The 20,914-nt window shown below is 63.0% G+C and carries 26 protein-coding genes; 24 read left to right on the plus strand and 2 right to left on the minus strand.

Features of this window, described 5'->3' with window-relative positions:
- Nucleotides 1-27: 27 nt before the first annotated feature.
- From KX928_RS01235 to KX928_RS01245, 3 genes are all read left to right on the plus strand, one after another.
- Nucleotides 28-498, plus strand: coding sequence for a hypothetical protein (locus tag KX928_RS01235; protein ID WP_219498023.1), 471 nt, complete (start codon nt 28-30; stop codon nt 496-498).
- 566 nt (nt 499-1,064) lie between these two features.
- Nucleotides 1,065-1,400 carry a DUF736 domain-containing protein gene (locus tag KX928_RS01240; protein ID WP_219498024.1) on the plus strand — a complete coding sequence of 112 codons (336 nt, stop codon included), beginning with the start codon at nt 1,065-1,067 and terminating at the stop codon, nt 1,398-1,400.
- Nucleotides 1,401-1,639: 239 nt separating this feature from the next.
- On the plus strand, nt 1,640-1,957 hold the full coding sequence (locus KX928_RS01245) for a DUF1801 domain-containing protein (RefSeq protein ID WP_219498026.1): 318 nt from the start codon (nt 1,640-1,642) through the stop codon (nt 1,955-1,957).
- Nucleotides 1,958-2,021: 64 nt separating this feature from the next.
- Here the strand turns inward: KX928_RS01245 and KX928_RS01250 are convergent, their stop codons facing one another.
- The gene (locus KX928_RS01250; RefSeq protein WP_219498028.1) at nt 2,022-2,258 is read right to left on the minus strand and encodes a helix-turn-helix domain-containing protein; all 237 of its coding nucleotides are present in this window, start codon (nt 2,256-2,258) and stop codon (nt 2,022-2,024) included.
- A gap of 175 nt (nt 2,259-2,433) precedes the next feature.
- Here KX928_RS01250 and KX928_RS01255 point away from each other — a divergent pair, with 175 nt between their 5' ends.
- The 21 genes from KX928_RS01255 (at nt 2,434) to KX928_RS01355 (ending at nt 19,962) form a co-directional block, all read left to right on the plus strand.
- A complete protein-coding gene (locus tag KX928_RS01255; protein ID WP_308342046.1) occupies nt 2,434-2,706 on the plus strand; it encodes a DNA -binding domain-containing protein in 273 nt (90 codons plus the stop codon).
- A 138-nt stretch (nt 2,707-2,844) separates the two neighbouring features.
- On the plus strand, nt 2,845-3,123 hold the full coding sequence (locus KX928_RS24280) for a transcriptional regulator domain-containing protein (protein WP_219498031.1): 279 nt from the start codon (nt 2,845-2,847) through the stop codon (nt 3,121-3,123).
- 73 nt (nt 3,124-3,196) lie between these two features.
- Entirely contained in the window at nt 3,197-3,574 is a 378-nt protein-coding gene (locus tag KX928_RS01265) for a DUF2285 domain-containing protein (protein ID WP_308342243.1), read from the plus strand.
- Nucleotides 3,575-3,762: 188 nt separating this feature from the next.
- The gene (locus KX928_RS01270; RefSeq protein WP_219498035.1) at nt 3,763-4,047 is read left to right on the plus strand and encodes a helix-turn-helix transcriptional regulator; all 285 of its coding nucleotides are present in this window, start codon (nt 3,763-3,765) and stop codon (nt 4,045-4,047) included.
- Complete coding sequence (locus KX928_RS01275; protein WP_219498037.1) at nt 4,044-4,508, plus strand: DUF2840 domain-containing protein; 465 nt, start codon at nt 4,044-4,046, stop codon at nt 4,506-4,508. The genes KX928_RS01270 and KX928_RS01275 overlap by 4 nt, the downstream gene beginning before the upstream one ends.
- The gene (locus KX928_RS01280; protein WP_219498038.1) at nt 4,505-5,017 is read left to right on the plus strand and encodes a S26 family signal peptidase; all 513 of its coding nucleotides are present in this window, start codon (nt 4,505-4,507) and stop codon (nt 5,015-5,017) included. The genes KX928_RS01275 and KX928_RS01280 overlap by 4 nt, the downstream gene beginning before the upstream one ends.
- A 4-nt stretch (nt 5,018-5,021) precedes the next feature.
- Nucleotides 5,022-5,771, plus strand: coding sequence for a lytic transglycosylase domain-containing protein (locus KX928_RS01285; protein WP_219498041.1), 750 nt, complete (start codon nt 5,022-5,024; stop codon nt 5,769-5,771).
- Between the two features lie 247 nt (nt 5,772-6,018).
- Nucleotides 6,019-7,773 carry a relaxase/mobilization nuclease domain-containing protein gene (locus KX928_RS01290; protein WP_219498042.1) on the plus strand — a complete coding sequence of 585 codons (1,755 nt, stop codon included), beginning with the start codon at nt 6,019-6,021 and terminating at the stop codon, nt 7,771-7,773.
- A 13-nt stretch (nt 7,774-7,786) separates the two neighbouring features.
- Nucleotides 7,787-9,781: a conjugal transfer protein TraG gene (locus KX928_RS01295; RefSeq protein WP_219498044.1), complete on the plus strand. Its 1,995-nt coding sequence runs from the start codon at nt 7,787-7,789 to the stop codon at nt 9,779-9,781.
- A gap of 3 nt (nt 9,782-9,784) precedes the next feature.
- Nucleotides 9,785-10,213: a ribbon-helix-helix domain-containing protein gene (locus KX928_RS01300; RefSeq protein WP_219498045.1), complete on the plus strand. Its 429-nt coding sequence runs from the start codon at nt 9,785-9,787 to the stop codon at nt 10,211-10,213.
- 183 nt (nt 10,214-10,396) lie between these two features.
- Complete coding sequence (gene trbB / locus KX928_RS01305) at nt 10,397-11,332, plus strand: P-type conjugative transfer ATPase TrbB (RefSeq protein WP_219500023.1); 936 nt, start codon at nt 10,397-10,399, stop codon at nt 11,330-11,332.
- Entirely contained in the window at nt 11,329-11,664 is a 336-nt protein-coding gene (locus tag KX928_RS01310) for a TrbC/VirB2 family type IV secretion system protein (protein ID WP_219498047.1), read from the plus strand. The genes trbB and KX928_RS01310 overlap by 4 nt, the downstream gene beginning before the upstream one ends.
- Nucleotides 11,661-11,930 (plus strand): VirB3 family type IV secretion system protein, encoded by a 270-nt coding sequence (locus KX928_RS01315; RefSeq protein ID WP_055086476.1) that lies wholly within the window; start codon nt 11,661-11,663, stop codon nt 11,928-11,930. Before KX928_RS01310 ends, KX928_RS01315 begins: the two co-directional genes overlap by 4 nt.
- Nucleotides 11,931-11,934: 4 nt before the next feature.
- Nucleotides 11,935-14,433 (plus strand): conjugal transfer protein TrbE, encoded by a 2,499-nt coding sequence (gene trbE / locus KX928_RS01320; RefSeq protein WP_219498049.1) that lies wholly within the window; start codon nt 11,935-11,937, stop codon nt 14,431-14,433.
- Nucleotides 14,411-15,190, plus strand: coding sequence for a P-type conjugative transfer protein TrbJ (trbJ, locus tag KX928_RS01325; protein WP_219498052.1), 780 nt, complete (start codon nt 14,411-14,413; stop codon nt 15,188-15,190). Before trbE ends, trbJ begins: the two co-directional genes overlap by 23 nt.
- A gap of 6 nt (nt 15,191-15,196) precedes the next feature.
- The gene (gene trbK-alt / locus KX928_RS01330; protein WP_219498054.1) at nt 15,197-15,475 is read left to right on the plus strand and encodes a putative entry exclusion protein TrbK-alt; all 279 of its coding nucleotides are present in this window, start codon (nt 15,197-15,199) and stop codon (nt 15,473-15,475) included.
- A gap of 3 nt (nt 15,476-15,478) precedes the next feature.
- Nucleotides 15,479-16,768, plus strand: coding sequence for a P-type conjugative transfer protein TrbL (gene trbL, locus KX928_RS01335; protein WP_219498056.1), 1,290 nt, complete (start codon nt 15,479-15,481; stop codon nt 16,766-16,768).
- Complete coding sequence (gene trbF / locus KX928_RS01340; protein WP_219500026.1) at nt 16,762-17,451, plus strand: conjugal transfer protein TrbF; 690 nt, start codon at nt 16,762-16,764, stop codon at nt 17,449-17,451. Before trbL ends, trbF begins: the two co-directional genes overlap by 7 nt.
- Nucleotides 17,448-18,491 (plus strand): P-type conjugative transfer protein TrbG, encoded by a 1,044-nt coding sequence (trbG, locus tag KX928_RS01345; RefSeq protein WP_219498058.1) that lies wholly within the window; start codon nt 17,448-17,450, stop codon nt 18,489-18,491. The genes trbF and trbG overlap by 4 nt, the downstream gene beginning before the upstream one ends.
- A 5-nt stretch (nt 18,492-18,496) precedes the next feature.
- A complete protein-coding gene (locus KX928_RS01350) occupies nt 18,497-19,720 on the plus strand; it encodes a TraB/TrbI/VirB10 family type IV secretion system protein (RefSeq protein WP_257883476.1) in 1,224 nt (407 codons plus the stop codon).
- Entirely contained in the window at nt 19,717-19,962 is a 246-nt protein-coding gene (locus tag KX928_RS01355) for a DUF2274 domain-containing protein (protein ID WP_219498060.1), read from the plus strand. Before KX928_RS01350 ends, KX928_RS01355 begins: the two co-directional genes overlap by 4 nt.
- Here KX928_RS01355 and KX928_RS24285 read toward each other — a convergent pair.
- Complete coding sequence (locus KX928_RS24285) at nt 19,916-20,872, minus strand: LysR family transcriptional regulator (protein WP_219498061.1); 957 nt, start codon at nt 20,870-20,872, stop codon at nt 19,916-19,918. The genes KX928_RS01355 and KX928_RS24285 overlap by 47 nt on opposite strands.
- Between the last annotated feature and the right edge of the window lie 42 nt (nt 20,873-20,914).

Raw genomic sequence — 20,914 nt, forward strand, 5'->3', positions numbered from 1 at the left:
GGCGCAGCCCCTGAGAGGAGACCGCCCATGTTCGTATCCGCATTTCTAAGTGTTATCGGCCTCGGTTTTCTCGTCTGGGTGCTGTTCACACTGGCCGTCTACGCGCTGCCCGCCTTCGTCGGCGTAAGCATCGGCATGTATGTCTATGACACCGAAGCGGGCGTGATCGCGGCATTGGTCGCTGGCATGTTTGGGGCCGTTTTCACTTATCTCGTTGGCCAGATCATCTTCGCCAAGGTTCAGTCCGTCCCCATCCGCCTCGCCATCGGCGCGCTCTTTGCCGCCCCGGCGGGCGTTGCGAGCTTCTCGGCGATCAAGGGACTGTCGCAGATCGGCGGCGCTTCCGAAGGCTGGACGCTCGCCTTCGCGATCATCGGCGGGATCGTCACCGCAGGCACCGCTTGGGTACGGATCGCAAGCCTCGCCGGTCCGATAGGTGATGACGATGCGCAGCACACAGGCCCTATGCAGGCGAGCCCGTTCGCGAAAGATCGCTGAAAGCTTGCCGCCTCCGAAGAAATGTCGGCATGCAACGGTGCATGTCAGCCGAGTGAAGCTCGGACAGGAGTGTTCGGCTTAGCGCGTCCGATCTCGTTCAAGAGCCTCGACTGAGCATCGAACATATTAGACACCGCCGAACTCGGCGGGTGGAAGCATTCTCGCATTGCTGGGAGTGCTAGGCGATGAACCACTCTGCGCCCTTCTGCACGCTAGAGCCTGTCTTTCTTCGATCGGCATTGCCGGTGGATTGCCCGGTCCGACGGTGGCGGTCATTTATCGTCCCATGCCCTCGTCACCCGCGTCCGTCACGGCCTCTCAATGGGCTGATCTGACCGGGATCGGCTGACGCCTCGACCGCCTCAGCCGCAACGCCGGGGCCGGACTTTCTTCCCTTGGGCTTCGCCCATTCCTCGCGAATGACCCGCTGGGTCCAAGAAAGTCCGGCCCCGGCGTCCTCCGCTACGCTGCGGGCCACAGGGGCTGCGTCGGCGGTCGTCCCGGTCCTGACGATCGCCATCGAGACTGCGACGGGCGCGGGATCGAAAACCAATAGGAGAAATAACATGGCTACCATCGGAACCTTCAAGAAGACCGGCAACGAGTACATCGGAGAAATCGTCACCCTCAACGTGCAGGCGCAGAACGTCCGCATCGTCCCCGAGGACAGCACCTCTGGCGAAAACGCTCCCTCTCACCGGGTCTTCGTTGGCCGCGCTGAGATTGGCGCCGCCTGGTCCAAGCGCTCGAACGAGGATCGCGACTATCTGAGCCTCAAGCTGGACGATCCGAGCTTCACCCAGCCGATCTACGCGAACCTCTTCGATGACACCGTCGTTGAAGGCGGCGAGGAAACCTTCAGCCTCATCTGGTCTCGGGCACGCCGTAAGAACGGCGACTGAGCACCGCGACACCAGCCCCGCCCGGGAGACTGGGCGGGGCTGCATTGCTGGTAGAGGCCGGCGACCGCTCGGGCCCAAACCCACCAACATAACGCGAGATGGTGAAGGTCGGCTTTGAACAAGTCTCGTGATAAGCTCATCGCATGACCGACAAGAAGAAGCCCACACATTCGTCGAGCACAAATCCGTACATCCCCAAGGGTGACGGTGACGAAGCCGTGTAGGCCTACATCTCCGCGATGCCCGGCTGGAAAAGTACCCTTGGCAAGCAGATCGACACAATCGTCGAGAACGCCTTCCCAAAGGTGCGCAAGCAGGTGCGATGGAACACGCCGTTTTACGGCAAGGACGACGGCTGGTTTCTGGCGATATACTGCTACAAGAACTACGTGCAGATCACCTTCATGACCGGATCTTCTCTCGATCCGGTGCCCCCCAAAGCATCTAAAGTAGAAGGCACTCGGTATCTGGACATTCACGAAGATTACGTACTCGACGAGGAGCAACTTGCAGACTGGGTTCGACAAGCCCTGACGCTTCCAGGTCAGCAGCTTTAGGGCGGTTATTCAAATCAACAGGAGGAACGGCAGCAATGTCCCGCGTTGCCGCCAATTCAGCAGTTCATCTATCAACGACGTTTTGGTTTTTGCCTCGGTTTTCCAACAACGCAGACGGCTCAACGTCCAGTGCCTGCGCGACATGCCAAAGCGTCACGATCGTGACGTTCTGCTGACCGCGCTCCATCGCGCTGACATGCGCGCGATCAATGCCCATTTTTACCGCAAGCGCGGCTTGGCTCATGTTTGCTTGAGTCCGGTAATGCTTGAGATTGTTACCAAATGTGTGACGGATATCCATCCGTCGACAAAGGCCTATCGCGTATTTTAGTGCGACGCGCTATAATACGCGGAACGGCAGGCGTCGGTGTGAACCGACAGCGGGAAAACGACCGTTCAACTGTCGGATGGTTGCCAGCATAGGCTACAATAAGGCACTAACCAGTGACACGGGCACGCGCTTGAGGGGGAAAGAAGTGACAAAAAAGAACGCCAACGACTTTGCCGATACTCCTCCCTCAGGTAGTTCCGTCACCGACTATGACCGGCAGCATCTCATGCTCTATGCGCGATTGCTCGACGCAGAGGCGGACGGCGCACCGCTGGGTGAGATTGTCCGAATCCTGTTCGGGATCGATGCGAGCAATGATCCAGAACGCGCCCGAAGGCTGCATGACGGGCACCTTCGACGCGCGCATTGGATGACCGAGAACGGCTATCGCGATCTTCTCCATTCCCAAGCCACCTGACAAGAATTCACAGATGCGGTGATGCCGTCGGCGCATCGCCATATGCCACCTGTACCCCTACAAATTCCCGTTTAGCGCGAGAATATTCATCGATCACCGGTCGCTATCCCGCACCGGCTCTTCGTTGGAGGTGCAGTCATGTCACAAAACTGGCGCAGTGAAGCCGACTACGATTACATCAAGGATCTCGATGCATCCGGTCTTGCCTGGGAGTGTCTGAGGCGCAATCCGCGCTATCGGAATGACTTCCCAACCATGTCCGATGCGGAAGCAGCCGCCTGGGGGTTGCGATTTCCCGGTAGATCCAGAGCTGCGCGCAATGGACGCGCGCCTATATTGGAGGCCCATGGTCGCGCCGGCCGTTTCCGTCCTTGTGTCCGCCATATCCGATGGGCGAATGCCGCCGATCCGACTTGATCGCATCATTCTTCAAGCACGACGGGGGAGTAACGGGAGGCATTGGGCCTGTCTGCGGACAGGCTTGGTCTTGGTGTCCGACAACTCGTTCGTCGCTGAACAACCACTCGGAATCCTACTCCCGCTCGATCCCGATTGGTCCATCCGCATCGACACGGCGCAGCGTCTGAGAACCGTCTGGCACGGTCGCAAAACGCCTTTTTTGTTCACAGATCAACGCCGACGTCGCATCGGTCATGCGCTGCGAACGACCGACGCGAAGCAAAGCGGTGCGCGTCTGCGCGACATCGCCATAGCCTATTTCGGAGCAGGTCGAATTGGCGCAGAACCCTGGAAAACAAGCGCCTTGAAGGCGCAGGTGGCACGTCTTGCAAGATATGGTGAGGTGCTCGTCAGCGACGGTTATCGTCAGCTGTTGCGCGGAAAGACAGCAGCCCGGTCGCAAGAATAGGTACTTTCACGGAACCCTGACATGAGGTTCGACATCCCATCAAATGACCAGATGTTGTCCGCTTTCGAGGGGTGACGATTTTCGCCCGACACCTTCGTCATCCCCCTAATGTCCACTTCTCCGCTTCTCTGGCCGCGAGCTGTCCTTCGCATCCCGCGAGGAACCCGCGATGACCAGAGGAGCCCCAAATGCCCGATCCCAATGCCGGCCTGCCGCCGCGTTATCTCAGAACCCCCGAAGCTGCCCGTTTTCTCGGCTTGTCCGGCCGAACGCTGGAGAAACACCGCACCTACGGAACCGGCCCACGGTACTCCAAAATCGGCGGACGTGTCGTCTACGCGGTCGACGATCTGCAAGCCTGGGTCAGCCGCGGTGAGAAACGCTCGACCTCCGACAACACCGGCGACACCGTTCTTCCAGCCAAGCGTCATGCCGCCATTTCGCCAGCCTATAGCGGCGAGAAGCGTTCATGAGCGCGCGCACTTTCATCGAACTGACGTGGATCGAAGGCCGCATCGAACGCTGGTTGCGTTTCGGTCGGATCGTTCAGGAGACGATCAAAAGCCGGTCGGTTCGAGTGGTCGGGCTCGATCCCGGCAGCGTCTTCGCCTTCGTCCGCTGGGCCGCGAACGACTACGGGACGGTCGAAAGTCGGATCGACATCCTGCAGGCTGTCGGCCTCGGTGAGCGCTATTCGACGGTGCCATGCGTTACACCCGGTGGGATTAGTCTTCTACGCCTCACGGGCTGGTCAAAGGTCGAAGCCGTGTTGCTCGCCGTCGACCAGATCGAGGCGGAAAGCATCGTGCCGGAAGAGGTCTGTCCGGATCATTGGCGGCACGTCCATCAACGCCTGAGCTGCAATCTCGAACCACGCCAATACACGCCGTTCCGGCATAAGGCTTGGCTCAGAAGACGGGCGCTGGCGGCATGACCCGCGCGCGTCCGTCACTTCTTATCGGCAGCGCCGGTATCGCCCTGATCGCACTCTCTGCGTTCGTCCGTGCCAATCCAATCCTCATCTGGAACGCCTCATCCAGCGTTCCCATCGGCTTCTATGCCGTGCAGCCACTCGACACACCCAACACCGGCGATCTGGTCGTCTTGGAACCGCCGTCTGCGCTCAGCGACTGGCTTCTGGAGCGCGGCTACATTAGGCCCGACGTTCCGCTCATCAAGCACGTCGCCGCACTTCCCGGACAGCGCGTGTGCAGGGTCGGCGGAGCGATCACCGTCGATGGCGCGACCGTCACAACCGCGAAAGACCGCGACCGTTTCGACCGCCCAATGCCCGTTTGGCAGGGCTGTCATCGGCTCACCGACGATCAGATCTTCTTCCTCAATCCTGACACCGAGGCGAGCCTCGACGGACGGTACTTCGGGCCGCTGCCACGCGACACGATCATCGGCCGCGCGGTGCCGATCTGGACGCGGGAGGGCTGAACGGATGGCTTTCCTCCTTCCTCCCGGCCGTCGTCTTGTCGCCGCTTCCGCGATCCTTATCGGGCTTTCCGGCTGCACCAATCCGCCCGCCGCTAACGCGCGGGACACGGTTTCCCGTTCCGCTCAAACCGTTACCCCAAGCTCCGATATCGACGCCTACATTACAGAAGCGGCGCAACGCTTCGGCATCCCCGAGCGCTGGATACGCGCCGTGATGCAGGCCGAGAGTGCGGGCAATTCACGCGCCGTCAGCAGTGCCGGCGCAATGGGTCTAATGCAGATCATGCCCGGCACCTGGGCGGAGCTGCGCGCCGCTCATGGCTTCGGCTCGGACCCGTTCGACCGCCGCGAGAACATCCTGGCAGGTGCCGCTTATCTGCGACAGATGTACGACCAATTCGGCGCGCCGGGGTTTCTCGCGGCCTACAATGCTGGCCCCGGGCGGTATGCCGAGCACCTGCGAACTGGGCGCACCTTGCCGCGTGAGACCCGTCTTTACGTTGCCGCGCTTTCGCAAGAGCTTGGCTTTTCGGATGCAGCGCCGTTGCAGCCGGTGCGCACAGTTTCTGCCGATCGGTGGCAGTCCGCACCGATCTTTGCATCGGTATCAACTTCGGGTGAAACGCAACGCAGTGCAGAGCCAGACCGAGCATCCGCTGATGTTCGGTCTGCCGAAAAACCCCGCCAATCGGGTTCTCAGAACAGCCAACCAAACCCGCTTTTCGTCTCCAGAACCGGGGAGTCAGACCGATGATTGCACCGATCTGGCCGCGCCCCGTTCCGTCGTGCTGCTTCGTATGGAATTCGGCAGGCGGAGGATTGCAGACCAACTCAACGACGGGAGGGCAAGATAAAAGGCCGGACGCGCGGGGGCGCTACGGCGTTGTTGTTGTTGGGGTTTTCGCGTGCTGCGAGCTTAGCCACAGTGCTGCGCCTACAGTTATTCCTTTGATTTTACGCGCTTTTCACCGTGCCATGCTTGATATTTGGGAAGCACGAGCATGAGTCAGCGCGATAACGACATCCGCATCAAACCGGGTCGCATCCGTGACAAAGGCCCCTCGGCCAAACGGGCGAAAAGCTTCGTCGGACAGGTCATGCGCGCCGCGAAGAAGGCAGGGCATAACGGCAATCATTTCAGGACGAGCGGCAGTCGCGCTGGTCGTTCGACGTTTGGACGAGGACGCTTCGTGCAAATCTCAAGAGGCCTCGCGCGAACCCAGCGCCGGGTTGTCGTGAATGCGCGGATCGTTAGACATCGCGGCCAGAAGTTTCGCTCGGCGCCGCTTGCCAAGCACCTCGACTATCTGAAGCGCGAGGGCGTCACCAAGGATGGCCGAAATGCGGTGATGTTCGACAAAGAACATGAGCAGGCCGACGACCGCGTTTTTGCCGCCAGCACCGAGGACGATCGGCATCATTTTCGCTTCATTGTCTCGCCAGAAGACGCCGGGCAAATGGAGGATCTGCACGCCTTCACCCGCGATCTTATGGCCCAAGCCGAGCGCGATCTCGGCACCGAACTTGATTGGGTCGCGGTCGATCATTGGAACACCGACAATCCGCATGTTCATGTGCTGGTGCGCGGCAAGGCCGATGACGGCAAAGACCTCGTCATCTCGCGCGACTATATCAGCCGCGGATTGCGTGGGCGGGCGGAAGAATTGGTAGAGCTCGAACTCGGACCGCGCTCCGAGAAGGAGATCGCCGCCGGTCTCGACGCGGAAGTGAAGGCCGAACGATGGACTGGCCTGGACCGGGCACTGCGGTCCTACGCGGATGACACGCTCGGCGTTGCTGACCTGCGCCCCGGCGCTTTGGATCTCGACGATAAGGACCTCAAGCGTCGCATGATCGGTCGCGCGCAATCTCTCGAACGGTTCGGCCTCGCCGAAAAGCTTGCACCAACGGTCTGGCAGCTGAAGCCGGGGATGGAAGAAACGCAGCGCGAAATGGCCGTGCGTGGCGACATCATCAAGACGATGCACCGGGCGATGGGAAGTCAGGTCCGTGCGCCATCCGACTTCGCCATCGAGGGGCAGCCGGAGAGCGCGATCCTCGGAAAGCTGGTCGATCGCGGGCTGCACAACGAACTCTCGGGCGAAGCCTACGCGATCATCGACGGGGTCGATGGGCGTCTTCATCACCTGCGATTCCGCGATCTCGATCTGACCGGCGACACGCCGGTCGGCGGGATCGTCGAGACGCGGAGCTGGGCCGGGAAGGATGGTGGGGCGCGACGCCTCGCTTTGGTCGGGCGGTCAGACGTTGCGCTGGAAAAGCAAGTCGAAGCCGATGGCGCGACTTGGGCCGACCGATTGGCGCTCGCCAAGACCCGCGCGCCGCTGGCGCAGGGCGGGTTCGGCGCCGAGGTCCGCGACGCTCTGGAGAAGCGGGCGGAGCACCTGATCGGCCAGGGCCTCGCGACACGGCAAGGTCAGCGCGTCGCCTTCGCGCGCGATCTCCTGAAGACGCTGCGTCAGCGTGATCTCGATAGAGCTGCCAGCAAGATCGCAGACGATACCGGCCTGTCCTTCCGCAAGTCCGGCGACGGCGAGTCCGTTGCGGGCATTTACAAGCAACGCCTCGATCTCGCATCCGGCCGCTTCGCCATGATCGATGACGGGATGGGCTTCGAACTCGTCCCCTGGAAACCCCAGCTCGAAAAGCATCTCGGCCAGACCGTCTCAGGGACCGTCACGGCAGGCGGCGGCATCGACTGGTCGCTCGGCCGCAAGCGTGGCCTGTCGATCTGACCCGGAGAACTCTATGACCTCGAAGAAACACACTTCACCGGCCACTGCCATCCTCTGGGGCCAGATTCTCATCGTCACGGCCGTAGCGCTGCTCTTCGTTTGGGCCGCAACGCAATGGGTGGCCTTCCGGCTCGGCTTCCAATCCGAACTGGGAGACCCGCTAACGACCATCTTGGGCCTACCGATCTACCCGCCATGGAACGTATTCGTTTGGTGGTACTGGTACGACGCCTATGCGCCGCGCGTCTTCATGGAGGGCGCGATCATCGCGGGTGCTGGTGGGATCGCTGCCGTCGGAGTCGCGATCTTTCTTTCGGTGCTGCGCGCCCGGGAAGCGAGCAACGTGACGACCTACGGTTCCGCCCGCTGGGGCACAGAGAAAGATATGCGCGCGGCGGGATTGTTCGTCGACGACGGTGTCGTTCTCGGGCGCTATCAGTCGCGCTATCTCCGCCATGACGGACCAGAGCACGTGCTCTGTTTCGCGCCGACGCGCTCCGGCAAGGGTGTCGGTCTGGTCGTTCCGTCCCTCCTTACCTGGCCGGGCTCGGCGATTGTCCACGATATCAAGGGTGAGAACTGGCAGCTCACGGCGAGCTACCGTTCCCGTTTCAGCCGGGTGCTGCTCTTCGACCCGACCGATCCAAACTCGGCGGCCTATAATCCGCTGCTCGAAGTGCGGCGCGGCGATACCGAAGTGCGCGACGTGCAGAACGTCGCCGACATCCTGGTCGATCCCGAGGGCCTGCTCGAACGACGGAATCATTGGGAGAAGACGAGCCACTCGCTTCTCGTCGGTGCGATCCTGCATGTGCTCTATGCAGAAGCCGACAAAACCTTGGCGGGCGTCGCGGCCTTCCTCTCCGATCCGAAGCGTCCGATCGAGTCGACGCTCGCGGCGATGATGCGCACGCCACATCTAGGCGATCACCCGCATCCTGTCGTTGCCCAAGCTGCCCGTGAACTTCTGAACAAATCCGAAAACGAACGATCGGGCGTCCTCTCGACGGCGATGAGTTTCCTCGGGCTCTATCGCGATCCGGTCGTCGCCAAGGTCACGCGGCGCTGCGACTGGCGGATCGACGATCTCGTGACCGGCGACAGGCCGGTGACGCTCTATCTCGTCGTGCCGCCATCCGACATCTCGCGCACCAAGCCGCTGATCCGGCTCGTACTCAATCAGATCGGTAGACGGCTGACCGAAGATCTGCACACCAAGCGCAGCCACCGCATGCTTCTGATGCTCGACGAGTTTCCCGCGCTCGGTCGCCTCGATTTCTTCGAGAGCCAGCTCGCCTTCATGGCGGGCTACGGAATCAAGGCCTTCCTTATCGCGCAGTCGCTCAATCAAATCGAAAAGGCCTACGGCCAGAACAACGCCATCCTCGACAACTGCCATGTGCGGGTCGCCTTCGCGACCAATGACGAGCGCACCGCGAAGCGGGTGTCCGATGCTTTGGGGACGGCGACCGAGATGCGGGCGATGAAGAACTACGCCGGGCACAGGCTGTCGCCCTGGCTCGGGCATTTGATGGTGTCACGGCAGGAGACGGCGCGGCCGCTGCTCACGCCCGGCGAGATGATGCAGCTTCCGCCAACGCACGAAATCGTCCTGGTCTCCGGCGCACCGCCGGTCCGCGCGGAGAAGGCACGCTACTACACCGATCCGCAGTTCAAGGCGCGGATCGGGCCGCCACCGGATCGCACTGCCAGCGGTGAGTCAGTCGGCAGCACGGCAGACGATTGGAGCGGTCGCGAACCGATCGCCACGCCTCCGCCCAAGAAACGGAAGTCATCAACCGACGACACAGATGGCGGCATCCGTAGGCAGCCCGACCTTCCGGAACATGAAGACATCGCGCCTGAGCCAACACCGGCACGCAGCGAGTTTGCCGATCTCGACGACGAACCGGAGGACGATGCACAGCGCGCAAGAGCCATGCGTGATCGGTTCGGCACGGTTGCGCGACAAGCCTCGCTCGATCCCGATGACGGAATCGAGCTCTAGGAGATGGCCGTGAGGAAGGACCGGTTAAATGTGTATTTCGATCCTGCGTTGTCGGGTGAGCTGGAGGCGCTGGCCGCGCGTCGGATGGTCTCCAAATCGCAGATCGTGGAAGCGGCGTTGGCGGCTTTTCTTTCGCCTGACGGCGCGGATCAGCGCGAAGCCGCAATCGTGCGCCGGCTGGATCGGCTGACACGGGCCGTCGAGCGCCTAGAGCGCGATCAGTCTATCGGCAATGAAGCCATGGCGCTATTCGTGAAGTTCTGGCTGACGACCACGCCGCCATTGCCCGATGAGATGCGCGAGGCCGCACAGGCTTCAGGCAAAGAACGCTATGACGGGTTCGTTGAAGCGCTCGGGCGGCGACTCGCAAAGGGGAAAACGCTTACCAAGGAAGTCTCGGAAGACATTTCAGACCGAACAACCACAGTCTGACGTCATCGCAACTTCATGCAAAACGCGCTTGTCCCTGCCTCTCTACGCCACCGCACTACTACGCCCTCAAACCTGTTGCCGATAACTGATTAACGGTCTTCTTGATCGACCCCGTACTCAATTGCGGGGCCGCGAATGACCGTCCACACTCTCAAATCAGCAGCGATCGAGCGCGGTTCCCGCATGCTCCGCACGGCGCTTGGCGCGGATATCGCAGCGTGGCTCGACGAGGACGCTGTCGTCGAGGTGATGCTCAACCCATGCGGTCGGCTCTGGGTCGACCGCCTCGGCGAAGGCCTCTGCGATACGGGCGCGGTGCTTTCAGCCGACGACGGCGAGCGGATCGTTCGCCTGGTCGCCCATCATGTCGGAGCCGAAGTTCATGCGGACGCTCCGCGGGTGTCGGCCGAGCTTCCCGGAACCGGCGAGCGCTTCGAGGGGCTCCTTCCGCCCGTCGTCGCGGCCCCGACCTTCGCCATCCGTAAACCCGCCGTCGCCGTCTTCACGCTCGACGACTATGTGCGCTCCGGGATCATGGATGAGGTGCCCGCCGACGCGCTGCGCGAGGCGGTCGCGTCCCGCGCCAACATCCTCGTCGCCGGCGGCACATCCACGGGCAAGACGACACTCACCAACGCGCTGCTGGCCGAAGTCGCCAAGACCTCCGACCGCGTCGTCCTCATCGAAGACACCCGCGAGCTGCAATGCACGACGCCCAATCTGGTCGCGCTGCGAACCAAGGACGGCGTTGCAACACTGTCAGATCTCGTCCGGTCTTCCCTGCGCCTGCGACCGGATCGTATCCCCATCGGCGAGGTGCGCGGACCCGAGGCACTCGATCTCCTCAAAGCCTGGGGCACAGGCCATCCTGGCGGCATCGGTACGATCCATGCGGGATCGGCCATCGGCGCGCTGCGCCGTCTCGAACAGCTCATTCAGGAAGCCGTCGTCACCGTCCCGCGCGCGTTGATCGCGGACACGATCGACGTGCTTGCGATCCTAAAGGGGCGCGGTGCGGACCGCCGCCTTGCTGAACTCGCTCGCGTCACCGGCCTCACAGCCGACGGCGACTACGCGCTCGAACCAATTCTCACCCCCGCGAAAGGAAATGCCCAATGACCAGCCGACTCAATCTCCTCTTTCCCCGCTGGCCCATCTACGTCAGCGCCGCGGCGATCGCCTACCTGCTTGCTGCCGGTCAGGCCGAAGCAGCCGGTTCCGGCATGCCTTGGGAAGCGCCGCTGCAAGCAATCCTGGAATCCATCGAAGGCCCAGTCGCCAAAATCGTCGCGGTGATGATTATCATCATCACCGGTCTGACACTCGCTTTTGGCGACACATCGGGTGGCGCGCGCCGACTAGTGCAGATCGTCTTCGGCCTGTCGATTGCCTTCGCCGCGTCCAGCTTCTTCCTCTCGTTTTTCTCCTTCGGTGGCGGCGTACTCGTATGAGCGATCCCACCGACATTCCAGGCTTTACCGCCCCTGTGCATCGCGCACTCACCGAACCGATCCTGCTCGGTGGCGCTCCGCGCACCATCGCGATCGCGAACGGGACGATCGCCGCCGCTGTTGGTCTGGGCTTGCGCCTTTGGCTTGTCGGGCTCGTTCTTTGGGCCATCGGCCACATGCTCGCGGTCTATGCTGCCAAGCATGACGCGCAGATCGCAGACGTTGCGCGCCGCCACCTCCGTTATCCGACCTGGATGGGGGTGTGAGGAGATGATGCGCCTCGCCGAATATCGCTCAAAGGCCGCGCTGCTGTCGGATTTCCTGCCCTGGGCCGCGCTGATTGCTGACGGCGTCATCCTCAACAAGGATGGCAGCTTCCAGCGGACGGCAGCCTTCCGGGGACCGGACCTCGACTCCGCGACACCATCGGAATTGGTCTCGACCGCGGCCCGCCTCAACAGCGCGCTGCGACGCCTGGGGTCGGGTTGGGCCGTGTTCGTCGAAGCACAACGCATCCCGGCACGCGAGTATCCGCTCTCGGAATTTCCCGATCCGGTTTCGGCGCTGGTCGATGCCGAGCGGCGCGCGCAATTCGAGGAAGCATCCTCCCACTATGAGAGCCGCTATTTCCTGACATTGACCTGGATGCCGCCGGCGGACGATACGAGCCGCGCCAGCGGATGGCTGTTCGAAGACGGGCCGAGCAAGGTCGCGAATCCGCGCGAGCATCTCGCCGCGTTCCGGTCCCGCAGCGATCGGCTGCTCGACCTCTTCGAAGGTTTCATGCCGGAAGCAGCATGGCTCTCCGATGAAGAGACGTTGAGCTATCTGCATTCGACCATCTCGACGCGCAGGCAAGCCGTCCGTGTGCCCGAGACGCCGATGCATCTCGACGCCTATCTCGCCGATGAACCCTTGGTCGCGGGCCTCGCGCCGCGCTTGGGCGACGCCCATATACGCACGCTCTCCATCGTCGGCTTTCCGACATCGACCTGGCCGGGCCTGCTCGACGAACTCAACGCGCAGGCCTTCGAGTATCGCTGGGCGACACGCGCCATCTGCCTCGACAAGACAGACGCGACCAAACTCTTCACCCGCATCCGCCGTCAGTGGTTCGCCAAGCGTAAATCGGTCGCGGCGATCCTGAAAGAGGTGATGACCAACGAAGCCTCGACGCTTCTGGATTCCGACGCCGACAACAAGGCGCTCGATGCCGATGAAGCCTTGCAGGAACTTGGAAGCGACATCGTCGGCGCGGCCTATGTCACCGCGACGATCACAGTGTGGGACGCAGACGAACGCGCGGCGGACGCCAAGATCAAGCTCGCCGAGAAGGTGGTGCAGGGCCGCGACTTCACTTGCATCCCCGAAACGCTGAACGCCATCGATGCCTGGCTCGGATCGCTGCCTGGCCATCTCTATGCCAATGTCCGGCAACCGCCGATCTCGACGCTCAATCTCGCACATATGATCCCGATCTCGGCGGTCTGGGCCGGACCCGCGCGGAACGACCATCTGGACGGCCCGCCACTTTTCTACGCCGAGACCCAAGGCGCGACGCCGTTCCGGTTCTCGACCCATGTAGGCGATGTCGGTCATATCCTAATGGTCGGCCCGACCGGCGCAGGTAAATCCGTGCTGCTCGCGCTCATGGCGCTGCAATTCCGGCGCTACGAGAACGCGCAGATCTTCGCCTTCGATTTCGGCGGCTCGATCCGCTGCGCGACGATGGCTTGCGGCGGGGATTGGGAAGATCTCGGCCTCGCCCTGTCCGACGAAGACGACGCAGTCCAACTGCAACCGCTCGCGCGGATCGACGACCCAGCGGAACGCAGCTGGGCGCAGGATTGGCTCGCCGGGCTTTTGGCCCGCGAAGGGGTGGCGATCGATCCAGTGGCGCGGGATCATCTCTGGTCGGCTCTGACCTCGCTCGCGTCGGCCCCGATCGAGGAGCGCACGCTGACCGGGCTTTCGGTCATCCTGCAATCGAACGACCTCAAACGCGCACTCACGCCGTTCTGCCTCGGCGGTCCATTTGGGCGGCTGCTCGACGCGGAAAGCGAGGCGCTCGGCACGGCCGACTTCCAGGCCTTCGAGACGGAAGGGCTGATCGGCTCCGCAGCTGCGCCCGCCGTTCTTGCTTACCTCTTCCATCGGATCGAAGCCCGGCTCGATGGACGCCCCAGCCTGATCATCGTCGATGAGGGCTGGCTCGCGCTCGATGACGCGACCTTCGGCTCGCAGCTGCGCGAATGGTTGAAGACGCTCCGCAAGAAGAACGCCAGCGTCATCTTCGCCACCCAATCGCTTGCCGATATCGACGGCTCCGACATCGCGCCCGCCATCGTCGAGAGCTGCCCGACCCGCATCTTCCTGCCAAACGAACGCGCCTTCGAGCCGCAAATCGCGGTGACCTACCGCAGCTTCGGCCTCAACGACCGGCAGATCGAGATCGTCGCGCGTGCGACGCCCAAGCGTGACTATTACTGCCAATCGCGCCGCGGCAACCGACTCTTCGCGCTCGGCTTGGGCGATGTCGCGCTCGCCTTCACGGCGGCGTCTTCCAAAGCCGATCACGCCGCCATCGACGCGATCCTCGAAGAACACGGGAGGAACGGCTTCGTAGCCGCCTGGCTCGCCCGCCGCGATCTCGGTTGGGCGACCGAATTGCTCGGTCCCTCCGATGCCGTGATCGAGGCCACCCCATCCCCCACCCCAGAAGCCAACGACCACAAGGAGACAACTGATGTTCAAGACCAAGACACGTAAACTGGCAGGACGCGCCGCCGCGGCCCTGTTGCTGTCGAGCGCGGTCGCGATGACCCCCGCGACCGCGCCGCCCGCCCACGCCTTCTTCGGCGGCGGCTTCGGCGGGATCGTCTACGACCCGACGAACCATGCCGAAAACCTGCTGACTGCCGCGCGAACGCTGGAGCAGATCAACAACCAGATCGCCCAACTCCAGAACGAGGCGCAGATGCTGGTCAACCAGGCGCGCAATCTCGCGAGCTTGCCTTACTCCTCACTGTCTCGCCTTCAGTCTTCGGTGCAGCAGACCCAGCAACTTCTGGGCCAGGCGCAGCGCATCGCCCATGATGTCGCTACGATCGACGAGGCGTTCACGCAGGATTACGGCGCAGCCGCCGCGCGGGGCGACTTCGACGACATGATCGCGGGCGCGCAGGATCGCTGGCGCACCTCCGTTGCCGGGTTCGAAGACGCGTTGAAGGTGCAGGCGGGCGTCGTCGGCAATATCGAAACCGCGCGGGCCGAGATGCAGGCCCTCGTCGGCCGCAGCCAGGCCGCGACAGGGGCCCTGCAGGCCACCCAAGCCGGCAATCAGCTCCTCGCGCTGCAAAGCCAGCAGATTTCCGACCTGACCGCGGCCATCGCGGCGCAGAACCGGGCGCAATCGCTCGAGGCAGCACGGCTTGCCTCGGCCGAGGCGCAGGCCCGTGAGAACCTCACCCGCTTCCTCGACTACGGTTCCGGCTACGAGCCGACCACCGTGCGGATGTTCCGGTAGACCGCGATGAAGCTGACCGCCGAGACCACGCTGAAAGGGATCGCTATCGCCATGGGCGCGATCGCCGCGCTCATGGCGGCGATGGAACTCCAGCGCGCCCTTGAAGAGGAGCGTGCGGTCGAACCGGCGACGATGGTTTCGGACGATCCGCTGCGCGAGACCTTGCAGCGCTGCCGCTCGCTCACTTCGGAAGCGCTCGAAGCCGACACCGAGTGTCAGGCCGCGTGGGAGGGGAACCGCCGCCGGTTTTTCGGCACGCCCGCCAACGATCAGAACACGGAGTAGGGCATGGACGGTGTCGGTGTCATCGATCGGTTTCTGGAGGTCTTCACGACCTATATCGACAGTGGGTTCGGGCTGCTCGGCGGGGACGTCGCTTTCCTCGCGACCACGCTCATCGTCATCGACGTCACGTTGGCCGCACTCTTCTGGGCCTGGGGCGCGGACGACGACATCATCGGTCGCCTCGTCAAGAAGACGCTCTTTGTGGGCATCTTTGCCTATATCATCGGTAATTGGAACACGCTCGCCCGCATCGTCTTCGAAAGCTTCGCGGGGCTGGGGCTGGTCGCCACCGGCGGCGCCATCGGTGCGGGTGAGCTTTTGCAGCCCGGACGCATCGCCGCCGTCGGGCTCGAAGCCGGGCAGCCGATCCTGGAATCCATCGCCGAGCTGATGGGCTTCGTCTCCTTCTTCGAAAACTTCATCCAGATCTCGATCCTGCTCTTCGCCTGGATCGTGGTCCTGCTCTCTTTCTTCATTCTCGCGATCCAGCTCTTCGTGACCCTGATCGAGTTCAAGCTCGCTACGCTGGCGGGCTTCATCCTCGTGCCCTTCGGGCTCTTCAACAAGACCGCCTTCATGGCCGAGCGCGTGCTCGGGCTCGTCATATCGTCTGGCGTCAAGGTGCTCGTGCTCGCCGTGATCGTCGGCATCGGCTCGACGATCTTCGGAGAGTTCACCGCCGGGTTCACGGGCGAGCCCACCATCGAGGACGCGATGGCGGTCGTACTCGCGGCCTTGTCGCTCCTCGCGCTCGGCATATTCGGCCCGGGCATCGCTAATGGCATCGTCTCGGGCGGACCGCAGCTCGGTGCAGGCGCGGCGGTTGGTGCTGGCCTCGCAGCAGGCGGCGTGGTCGCAGGCGGCCTCGCGGGCGCGAAGATGGCCGGGGCCGCCGGTGGAGCCGCCCTGCGCGGTGGTTCCGCCGTCGCTGGTGGCGCCTCGACCGCCTTCAAGATCGGCGCGGCTTCGGGGATGTCGACCGCCGGGAAGGCTGCGAGCGGCATGGCCGCGGTCGGCCAGGCCGGAATCAACACAGCAGTGAGCCCCATCAAGCGCGCCGTCGGCGACAGCTACCGCTCGGGCTCGCGCGCTGCGTTCGAAGCCACCGGCGGCAAGTTCAGCAATTCACCATCGTCCATGCCCACGCCTGCGAATGACGGACCGCCCGCCTGGGCGCGCCGCATGAAACGCCAGCAGAGCTTGCAACACGGCACCGCCGTCGCCGCACACGCCATCCGCTCCGGCGATGGCGGCGGCGCGGGCACGGCCATTAGCCTTTCGGAGAGATCATGAGATTCAAACGACCCAGCGTGCGATACGCCAAGACCCCGGAACCGTTGACCCCCTATCAAAAGGCCGCGCAGGTCTGGGACGAGCGCATGGGCTCGGCTCGCGTCCAGGCGCGAAACTGGCGCCTCATGGCCATCGGATGCCTTGCCACCACGGCGACCTTCGGGCTCGCGCTGGTCTGGCAGTCCACTCAAGGCACAATCGTGCCCTACGTGGTCGAGGTCGACCGGCTCGGTGCCGCCCAGGCCGTTGCTCCGGCAACTGCCAACTACCGCCCCACCGATCCGCAGATCGCCTTCCACCTTGCGCGCTTCATCGAGAACGTCCGTCAGGTTCCCGCCGATCCGATCGTGCTCCGAGAGAACTGGCTGCGTGCTTACGACTTTACCACTGATCGCGGATCGGTCGCGCTCAACGACTTCGCGCGCGAGAACGATCCCTTCGCCCGTGTCGGCGAGGTCCAGGTCACAGCCGAAATCTCCAGCGTCATCCGGGCTTCCGACAACAGCTTCCGCGTCGCCTGGAGCGAACGCCGCTACGTCAACGGCCAGCTCGCCGTCACCGAACGCTGGACCGGCATCCTCAGCGTCGTCGTCCAACCACCCCGCGATGCCGACCGCCTGCGCAAGAACCCCCTCGGCGTCTTCGTCCACGCCATCAACTGGTCAAGGGAGTCTACCCAATGACAGACTGCGTCTGGGCGTTCTGGCGCCTCACTCCAACCGTAGTCGCTGCTGCATCGCTGAGTGCCTGCGCGACCTTCAAACCAACCGAGATCAGCTATGACGATCCGGTCGCCGCGACGCTGGTCGCCGAACCTGCGCGTCCCGTCCGGATCGTGGAGACCCCTGAGCCCTTGCCTTTGCCAGGCCAGCTCATGCGGGTCGATGCCGACGATCGCCCGGCAGAAGCGGCGGAGCCGACCGAGCGGGTGACCAACGCCAATGCCGCCGCCCGGATCGAACCGGTCCGCGACGGCTTCATCAACGCCGTCCAGCTCTATCCCTACAGCTCCGGGGCGCTCTATCAGGTCTACACCTCTCCCGGCCAGGTCACGGACATCGCGCTACAGGCAGGCGAGAGCCTTGTCGGCTCCGGCCCGATCGCAGCAGGCGACACGGCGCGCTGGATCATCGGGGATACGGAAAGCGGCGCTGGTGGCAACCGTCGCATCCATGTGCTCGTGAAGCCGACCCGGCCCGATCTTGTCACCAATCTCGTCATCAATACCGACCGGCGGACCTATCACCTTGAACTGCGCGCCACACCGCAGGCCTACATGGCCTCGGTCTCGTGGCAATATCCTGAGGACGAGCTTATCGCACTTCGCCGTCAGAATGATCGCGCGGAGGCCGGCCTTCCCATAGGGCGCAATGTCGATCTCGACGATCTCAATTTTCGCTACCGGATCACCGGCGATCGCGCGCCCTGGCGGCCGCGCCGCGCATTCGATGACGGGCGTCAGGTCTTCATCGAATTTCCGCGCGGGATCGGCCAGGGTGAGATGCCACCGCTCTTCGTGATCGGACCGGAAGGCGACGGTCAACTCGTCAATTACCGCATCCGGCGCAACTACATGATCGTCGACAGGCTCTTCGCTGCCGCGGAACTGCGCCTCGGCGATCGCCAGCGCGTCGTTCGGATCGTGCGGACCGACGGCGTGCGCCGGAGTGCGCAGCGGGAGGAGCGTGTAGTCTCCGCGTGGCGCCAGGACGGTGACCGGTGAGCGACATGAGTGATCGTGAAGCAGACCGGAATGAGGATGGCGGCGAAACCGCACCGCGGTCCGAGGAAGAGATCGCGAAGGAGCTGCGGCTACGCCCGGACCCACCGCGCGTGATGAGACTATCGCGTAGAGCGATCACGGTCATTACCGTGGCGGGCGGGCTGGGGATCGGTGCAATCCTGATCGTCGCGCTTCAAGGCCCAGATCGGGGGGACGGGCCTTCGGAGCTTTTCTCCACCGAGCGTGTGCAGGAGGCGGAGGGCCTATCGCGACTGCCAAGAGACTATGGATCGATCCCGCAGCTTGGGCCGCCGCTGCCGGGCGAGCTGGGTCGTCCAGTCTTGTCCGCCCAGCGGCGCGGTGAGGCAGTGCCGGTGGTGCCCGCCACTGGACCCGCCGTCGATCCGGTCGAACAGCTGCGGCTCCGGGAGGCAGAGGCCGCACGGCTCGCAACGCTCTTTGCCGATGCGCAGACCACCGGTGCTGCGGCCACCTCTCAACCGGCAAGGCCAGGGCCGCCGCAAGCTTCGGGATTACAGGGGCTCTTTCCGACCGCAACGGGAGCGACGGACCGACCCGATGCTGTCGATCGACGTGAAGCTTTTCTAAACAGAGAGGTCGATCGTCGCACGACGGCGACAGACCGCCTGCATCCGCCGGCAAGCCCCTACATCCTGCAGGCTGGGTCCGTGATCGAGGCCGCACTGCTCACTGGTTTGCGGTCCGATCTGCCGGGCCAAATCAGCGCCCAGGTTACCGCCAATGTCTATGACAGCCCGACCGGACAGTTCCTCCTTATCCCGCAAGGAGCGCGGCTCCTCGGAGAATATGACAGCCGTGTCGCGACAGGCCAGCGCCGCCTCCTGCTCGCCTGGACCCGGCTCATTCTGCCGGATGGGCACTCGATCGTCCTAGAACGCGAACCCGGTACGGATGGGGCAGGTTATGCGGGTCTCGAAGATGGCGTCGACAATCATTGGGGATCAGTCTTTCTCGCCGCAGGTCTGGCTACGATTCTCAATATCGGTCTCGAAAGCGGTGAAGACGATGGCGACGAGATCGCCGAGGCCATCCGCGACGGCACTCAGGACACCATCGGACGCGCAGGCGAAACCATCGTCCAACGCCAACTCGGTATCCCACCGACACTCACGATCCGTCCGGGATTTCCGGTGCGTGTGATGGTCACGCGCGATCTGGTTCTCGAGCCACAAGGAGCCGCCCAATGACAAAGCTGAAACTCGGCAATATCCGGGACGACAAGCCTGTGAAGCTGACCATAGAACTGCCCGCGCAGGTTCACCGCGACCTGACCGCTTATGCTGAGATCCTCAAGGTTGAAAACGGCGAGAGATTGGAGCCCGCTAAGCTGGTCGCGCCGATGCTAGAGCGCTTCATGAAGACAGACCGCGGGTTTGCCAAACTCAGGAAAGAGCACCGTTCCGTTTCGCCTCGATCCGCGCAAGACTGATAAAGCGACGGAGAGCAGGATTGTCGTTCTCGGGGCGCCATATGACCGACGTTGGCACGGCTTCATCTTGTCCGCCTATCGGGATGAACGAAACACCGGGGATGGTTGCGCCAAGTCTTCGTTCCATCACTACTGTGACGCCAAGACCCAGGCTCACAAGTGACAGAAGGGTCTCATGCTCCGCTCGATGTCTTTTGATGTGCGGAAGTACTCTTTGATCCGCTGTCCGTTGAAGAATTAGGTCTGCAACCTGCGTTCCCGAGCAGCTTGAGCTCACCAAAAATGGCTGCGCGCTTATCTCGTCCCAATTTATGGTCTCTCGACCGGAAAGAGAACTGTCCCTCGCAACTGCCAAGTACGGCCGTTCCCTCGAAATGAGTAGGCCATCGCCATTTTCGGGCGTTGGGGCTTCTGACAAAATCACGACGTCGAGCCGCCGGTGACTGAGTAGGGTCAGCAATTCGCTTTGATTTGTTTCCGTAACGCCGACCTCAATTCCGCGATGGCGCTCGGTGAACTCGGCAAACAGACTCAGAATCGGACCACGTGAGAACGAAGATGTCATTCCGATGCAAAGATGCCCATTTCCTGCAACGCCTGCCGTGCGGGCCGATGCGATCGCATAGTCGATATCATGCAAGACCGCCCGGACACGGCTCGTAAAGTTGCTACCGGCTGGGGTTAGCCGAGCTCCAGTAGGCGAGCGCTCAAACAGCGAGACACCAAGGTGATCTTCTAGGCGTTGGACGCGTCGGCTGACAGCCGACTGACCTTGGGATAGACGCTGTGCCGCGCCCCTAAAGCTTCCCGTCTCGGCCACGGCGAGGATAACAATGAAGTCGCGATAGCCGAAGCCATCTCCGATCCCGAAAACATCCTGACGCCCTGTAAGGTTTGCTCCTTGTGTCATGGCAAGCGTGACTTTCTGGGCCGCGCACTGCGTCCGCAGCGC

This window comes from Roseobacter insulae (assembly GCF_019375555.1).
Taxonomy (GTDB): domain Bacteria; phylum Pseudomonadota; class Alphaproteobacteria; order Rhodobacterales; family Rhodobacteraceae; genus Roseobacter; species Roseobacter insulae.

What these genes read in the sequence shown, in the direction of transcription:
- KX928_RS01310 (WP_219498047.1), top strand. Translation starts at nt 11,329, where the DNA reads ATGACCAGCCGACTCAATCTCCTCTTTCCCCGCTGGCCCATCTACGTC.
- KX928_RS01275 (WP_219498037.1), top strand. Translation starts at nt 4,044, where the DNA reads ATGAGCGCGCGCACTTTCATCGAACTGACGTGGATCGAAGGCCGCATC.
- KX928_RS01355 (WP_219498060.1), top strand. Translation starts at nt 19,717, where the DNA reads ATGACAAAGCTGAAACTCGGCAATATCCGGGACGACAAGCCTGTGAAG.
- KX928_RS01245 (WP_219498026.1), top strand. Translation starts at nt 1,640, where the DNA reads ATGCCCGGCTGGAAAAGTACCCTTGGCAAGCAGATCGACACAATCGTC.
- trbB (WP_219500023.1), top strand. Translation starts at nt 10,397, where the DNA reads ATGCTCCGCACGGCGCTTGGCGCGGATATCGCAGCGTGGCTCGACGAG.
- KX928_RS01295 (WP_219498044.1), top strand. Translation starts at nt 7,787, where the DNA reads ATGACCTCGAAGAAACACACTTCACCGGCCACTGCCATCCTCTGGGGC.
- trbK-alt (WP_219498054.1), top strand. Translation starts at nt 15,197, where the DNA reads ATGAAGCTGACCGCCGAGACCACGCTGAAAGGGATCGCTATCGCCATG.
- KX928_RS24280 (WP_219498031.1), top strand. Translation starts at nt 2,845, where the DNA reads ATGTCACAAAACTGGCGCAGTGAAGCCGACTACGATTACATCAAGGAT.
- KX928_RS01285 (WP_219498041.1), top strand. Translation starts at nt 5,022, where the DNA reads ATGGCTTTCCTCCTTCCTCCCGGCCGTCGTCTTGTCGCCGCTTCCGCG.
- trbL (WP_219498056.1), top strand. Translation starts at nt 15,479, where the DNA reads ATGGACGGTGTCGGTGTCATCGATCGGTTTCTGGAGGTCTTCACGACC.
- KX928_RS24285 (WP_219498061.1), bottom strand. Translation starts at nt 20,872, where the DNA reads ATGACACAAGGAGCAAACCTTACAGGGCGTCAGGATGTTTTCGGGATC.
- trbE (WP_219498049.1), top strand. Translation starts at nt 11,935, where the DNA reads ATGATGCGCCTCGCCGAATATCGCTCAAAGGCCGCGCTGCTGTCGGAT.
- KX928_RS01280 (WP_219498038.1), top strand. Translation starts at nt 4,505, where the DNA reads ATGACCCGCGCGCGTCCGTCACTTCTTATCGGCAGCGCCGGTATCGCC.
- KX928_RS01290 (WP_219498042.1), top strand. Translation starts at nt 6,019, where the DNA reads ATGAGTCAGCGCGATAACGACATCCGCATCAAACCGGGTCGCATCCGT.
- KX928_RS01350 (WP_257883476.1), top strand. Translation starts at nt 18,497, where the DNA reads ATGAGTGATCGTGAAGCAGACCGGAATGAGGATGGCGGCGAAACCGCA.
- KX928_RS01300 (WP_219498045.1), top strand. Translation starts at nt 9,785, where the DNA reads ATGGCCGTGAGGAAGGACCGGTTAAATGTGTATTTCGATCCTGCGTTG.
- trbJ (WP_219498052.1), top strand. Translation starts at nt 14,411, where the DNA reads ATGTTCAAGACCAAGACACGTAAACTGGCAGGACGCGCCGCCGCGGCC.
- KX928_RS01235 (WP_219498023.1), top strand. Translation starts at nt 28, where the DNA reads ATGTTCGTATCCGCATTTCTAAGTGTTATCGGCCTCGGTTTTCTCGTC.
- KX928_RS01250 (WP_219498028.1), bottom strand. Translation starts at nt 2,258, where the DNA reads ATGGATATCCGTCACACATTTGGTAACAATCTCAAGCATTACCGGACT.
- KX928_RS01270 (WP_219498035.1), top strand. Translation starts at nt 3,763, where the DNA reads ATGCCCGATCCCAATGCCGGCCTGCCGCCGCGTTATCTCAGAACCCCC.
- KX928_RS01240 (WP_219498024.1), top strand. Translation starts at nt 1,065, where the DNA reads ATGGCTACCATCGGAACCTTCAAGAAGACCGGCAACGAGTACATCGGA.
- trbG (WP_219498058.1), top strand. Translation starts at nt 17,448, where the DNA reads ATGACAGACTGCGTCTGGGCGTTCTGGCGCCTCACTCCAACCGTAGTC.
- KX928_RS01315 (WP_055086476.1), top strand. Translation starts at nt 11,661, where the DNA reads ATGAGCGATCCCACCGACATTCCAGGCTTTACCGCCCCTGTGCATCGC.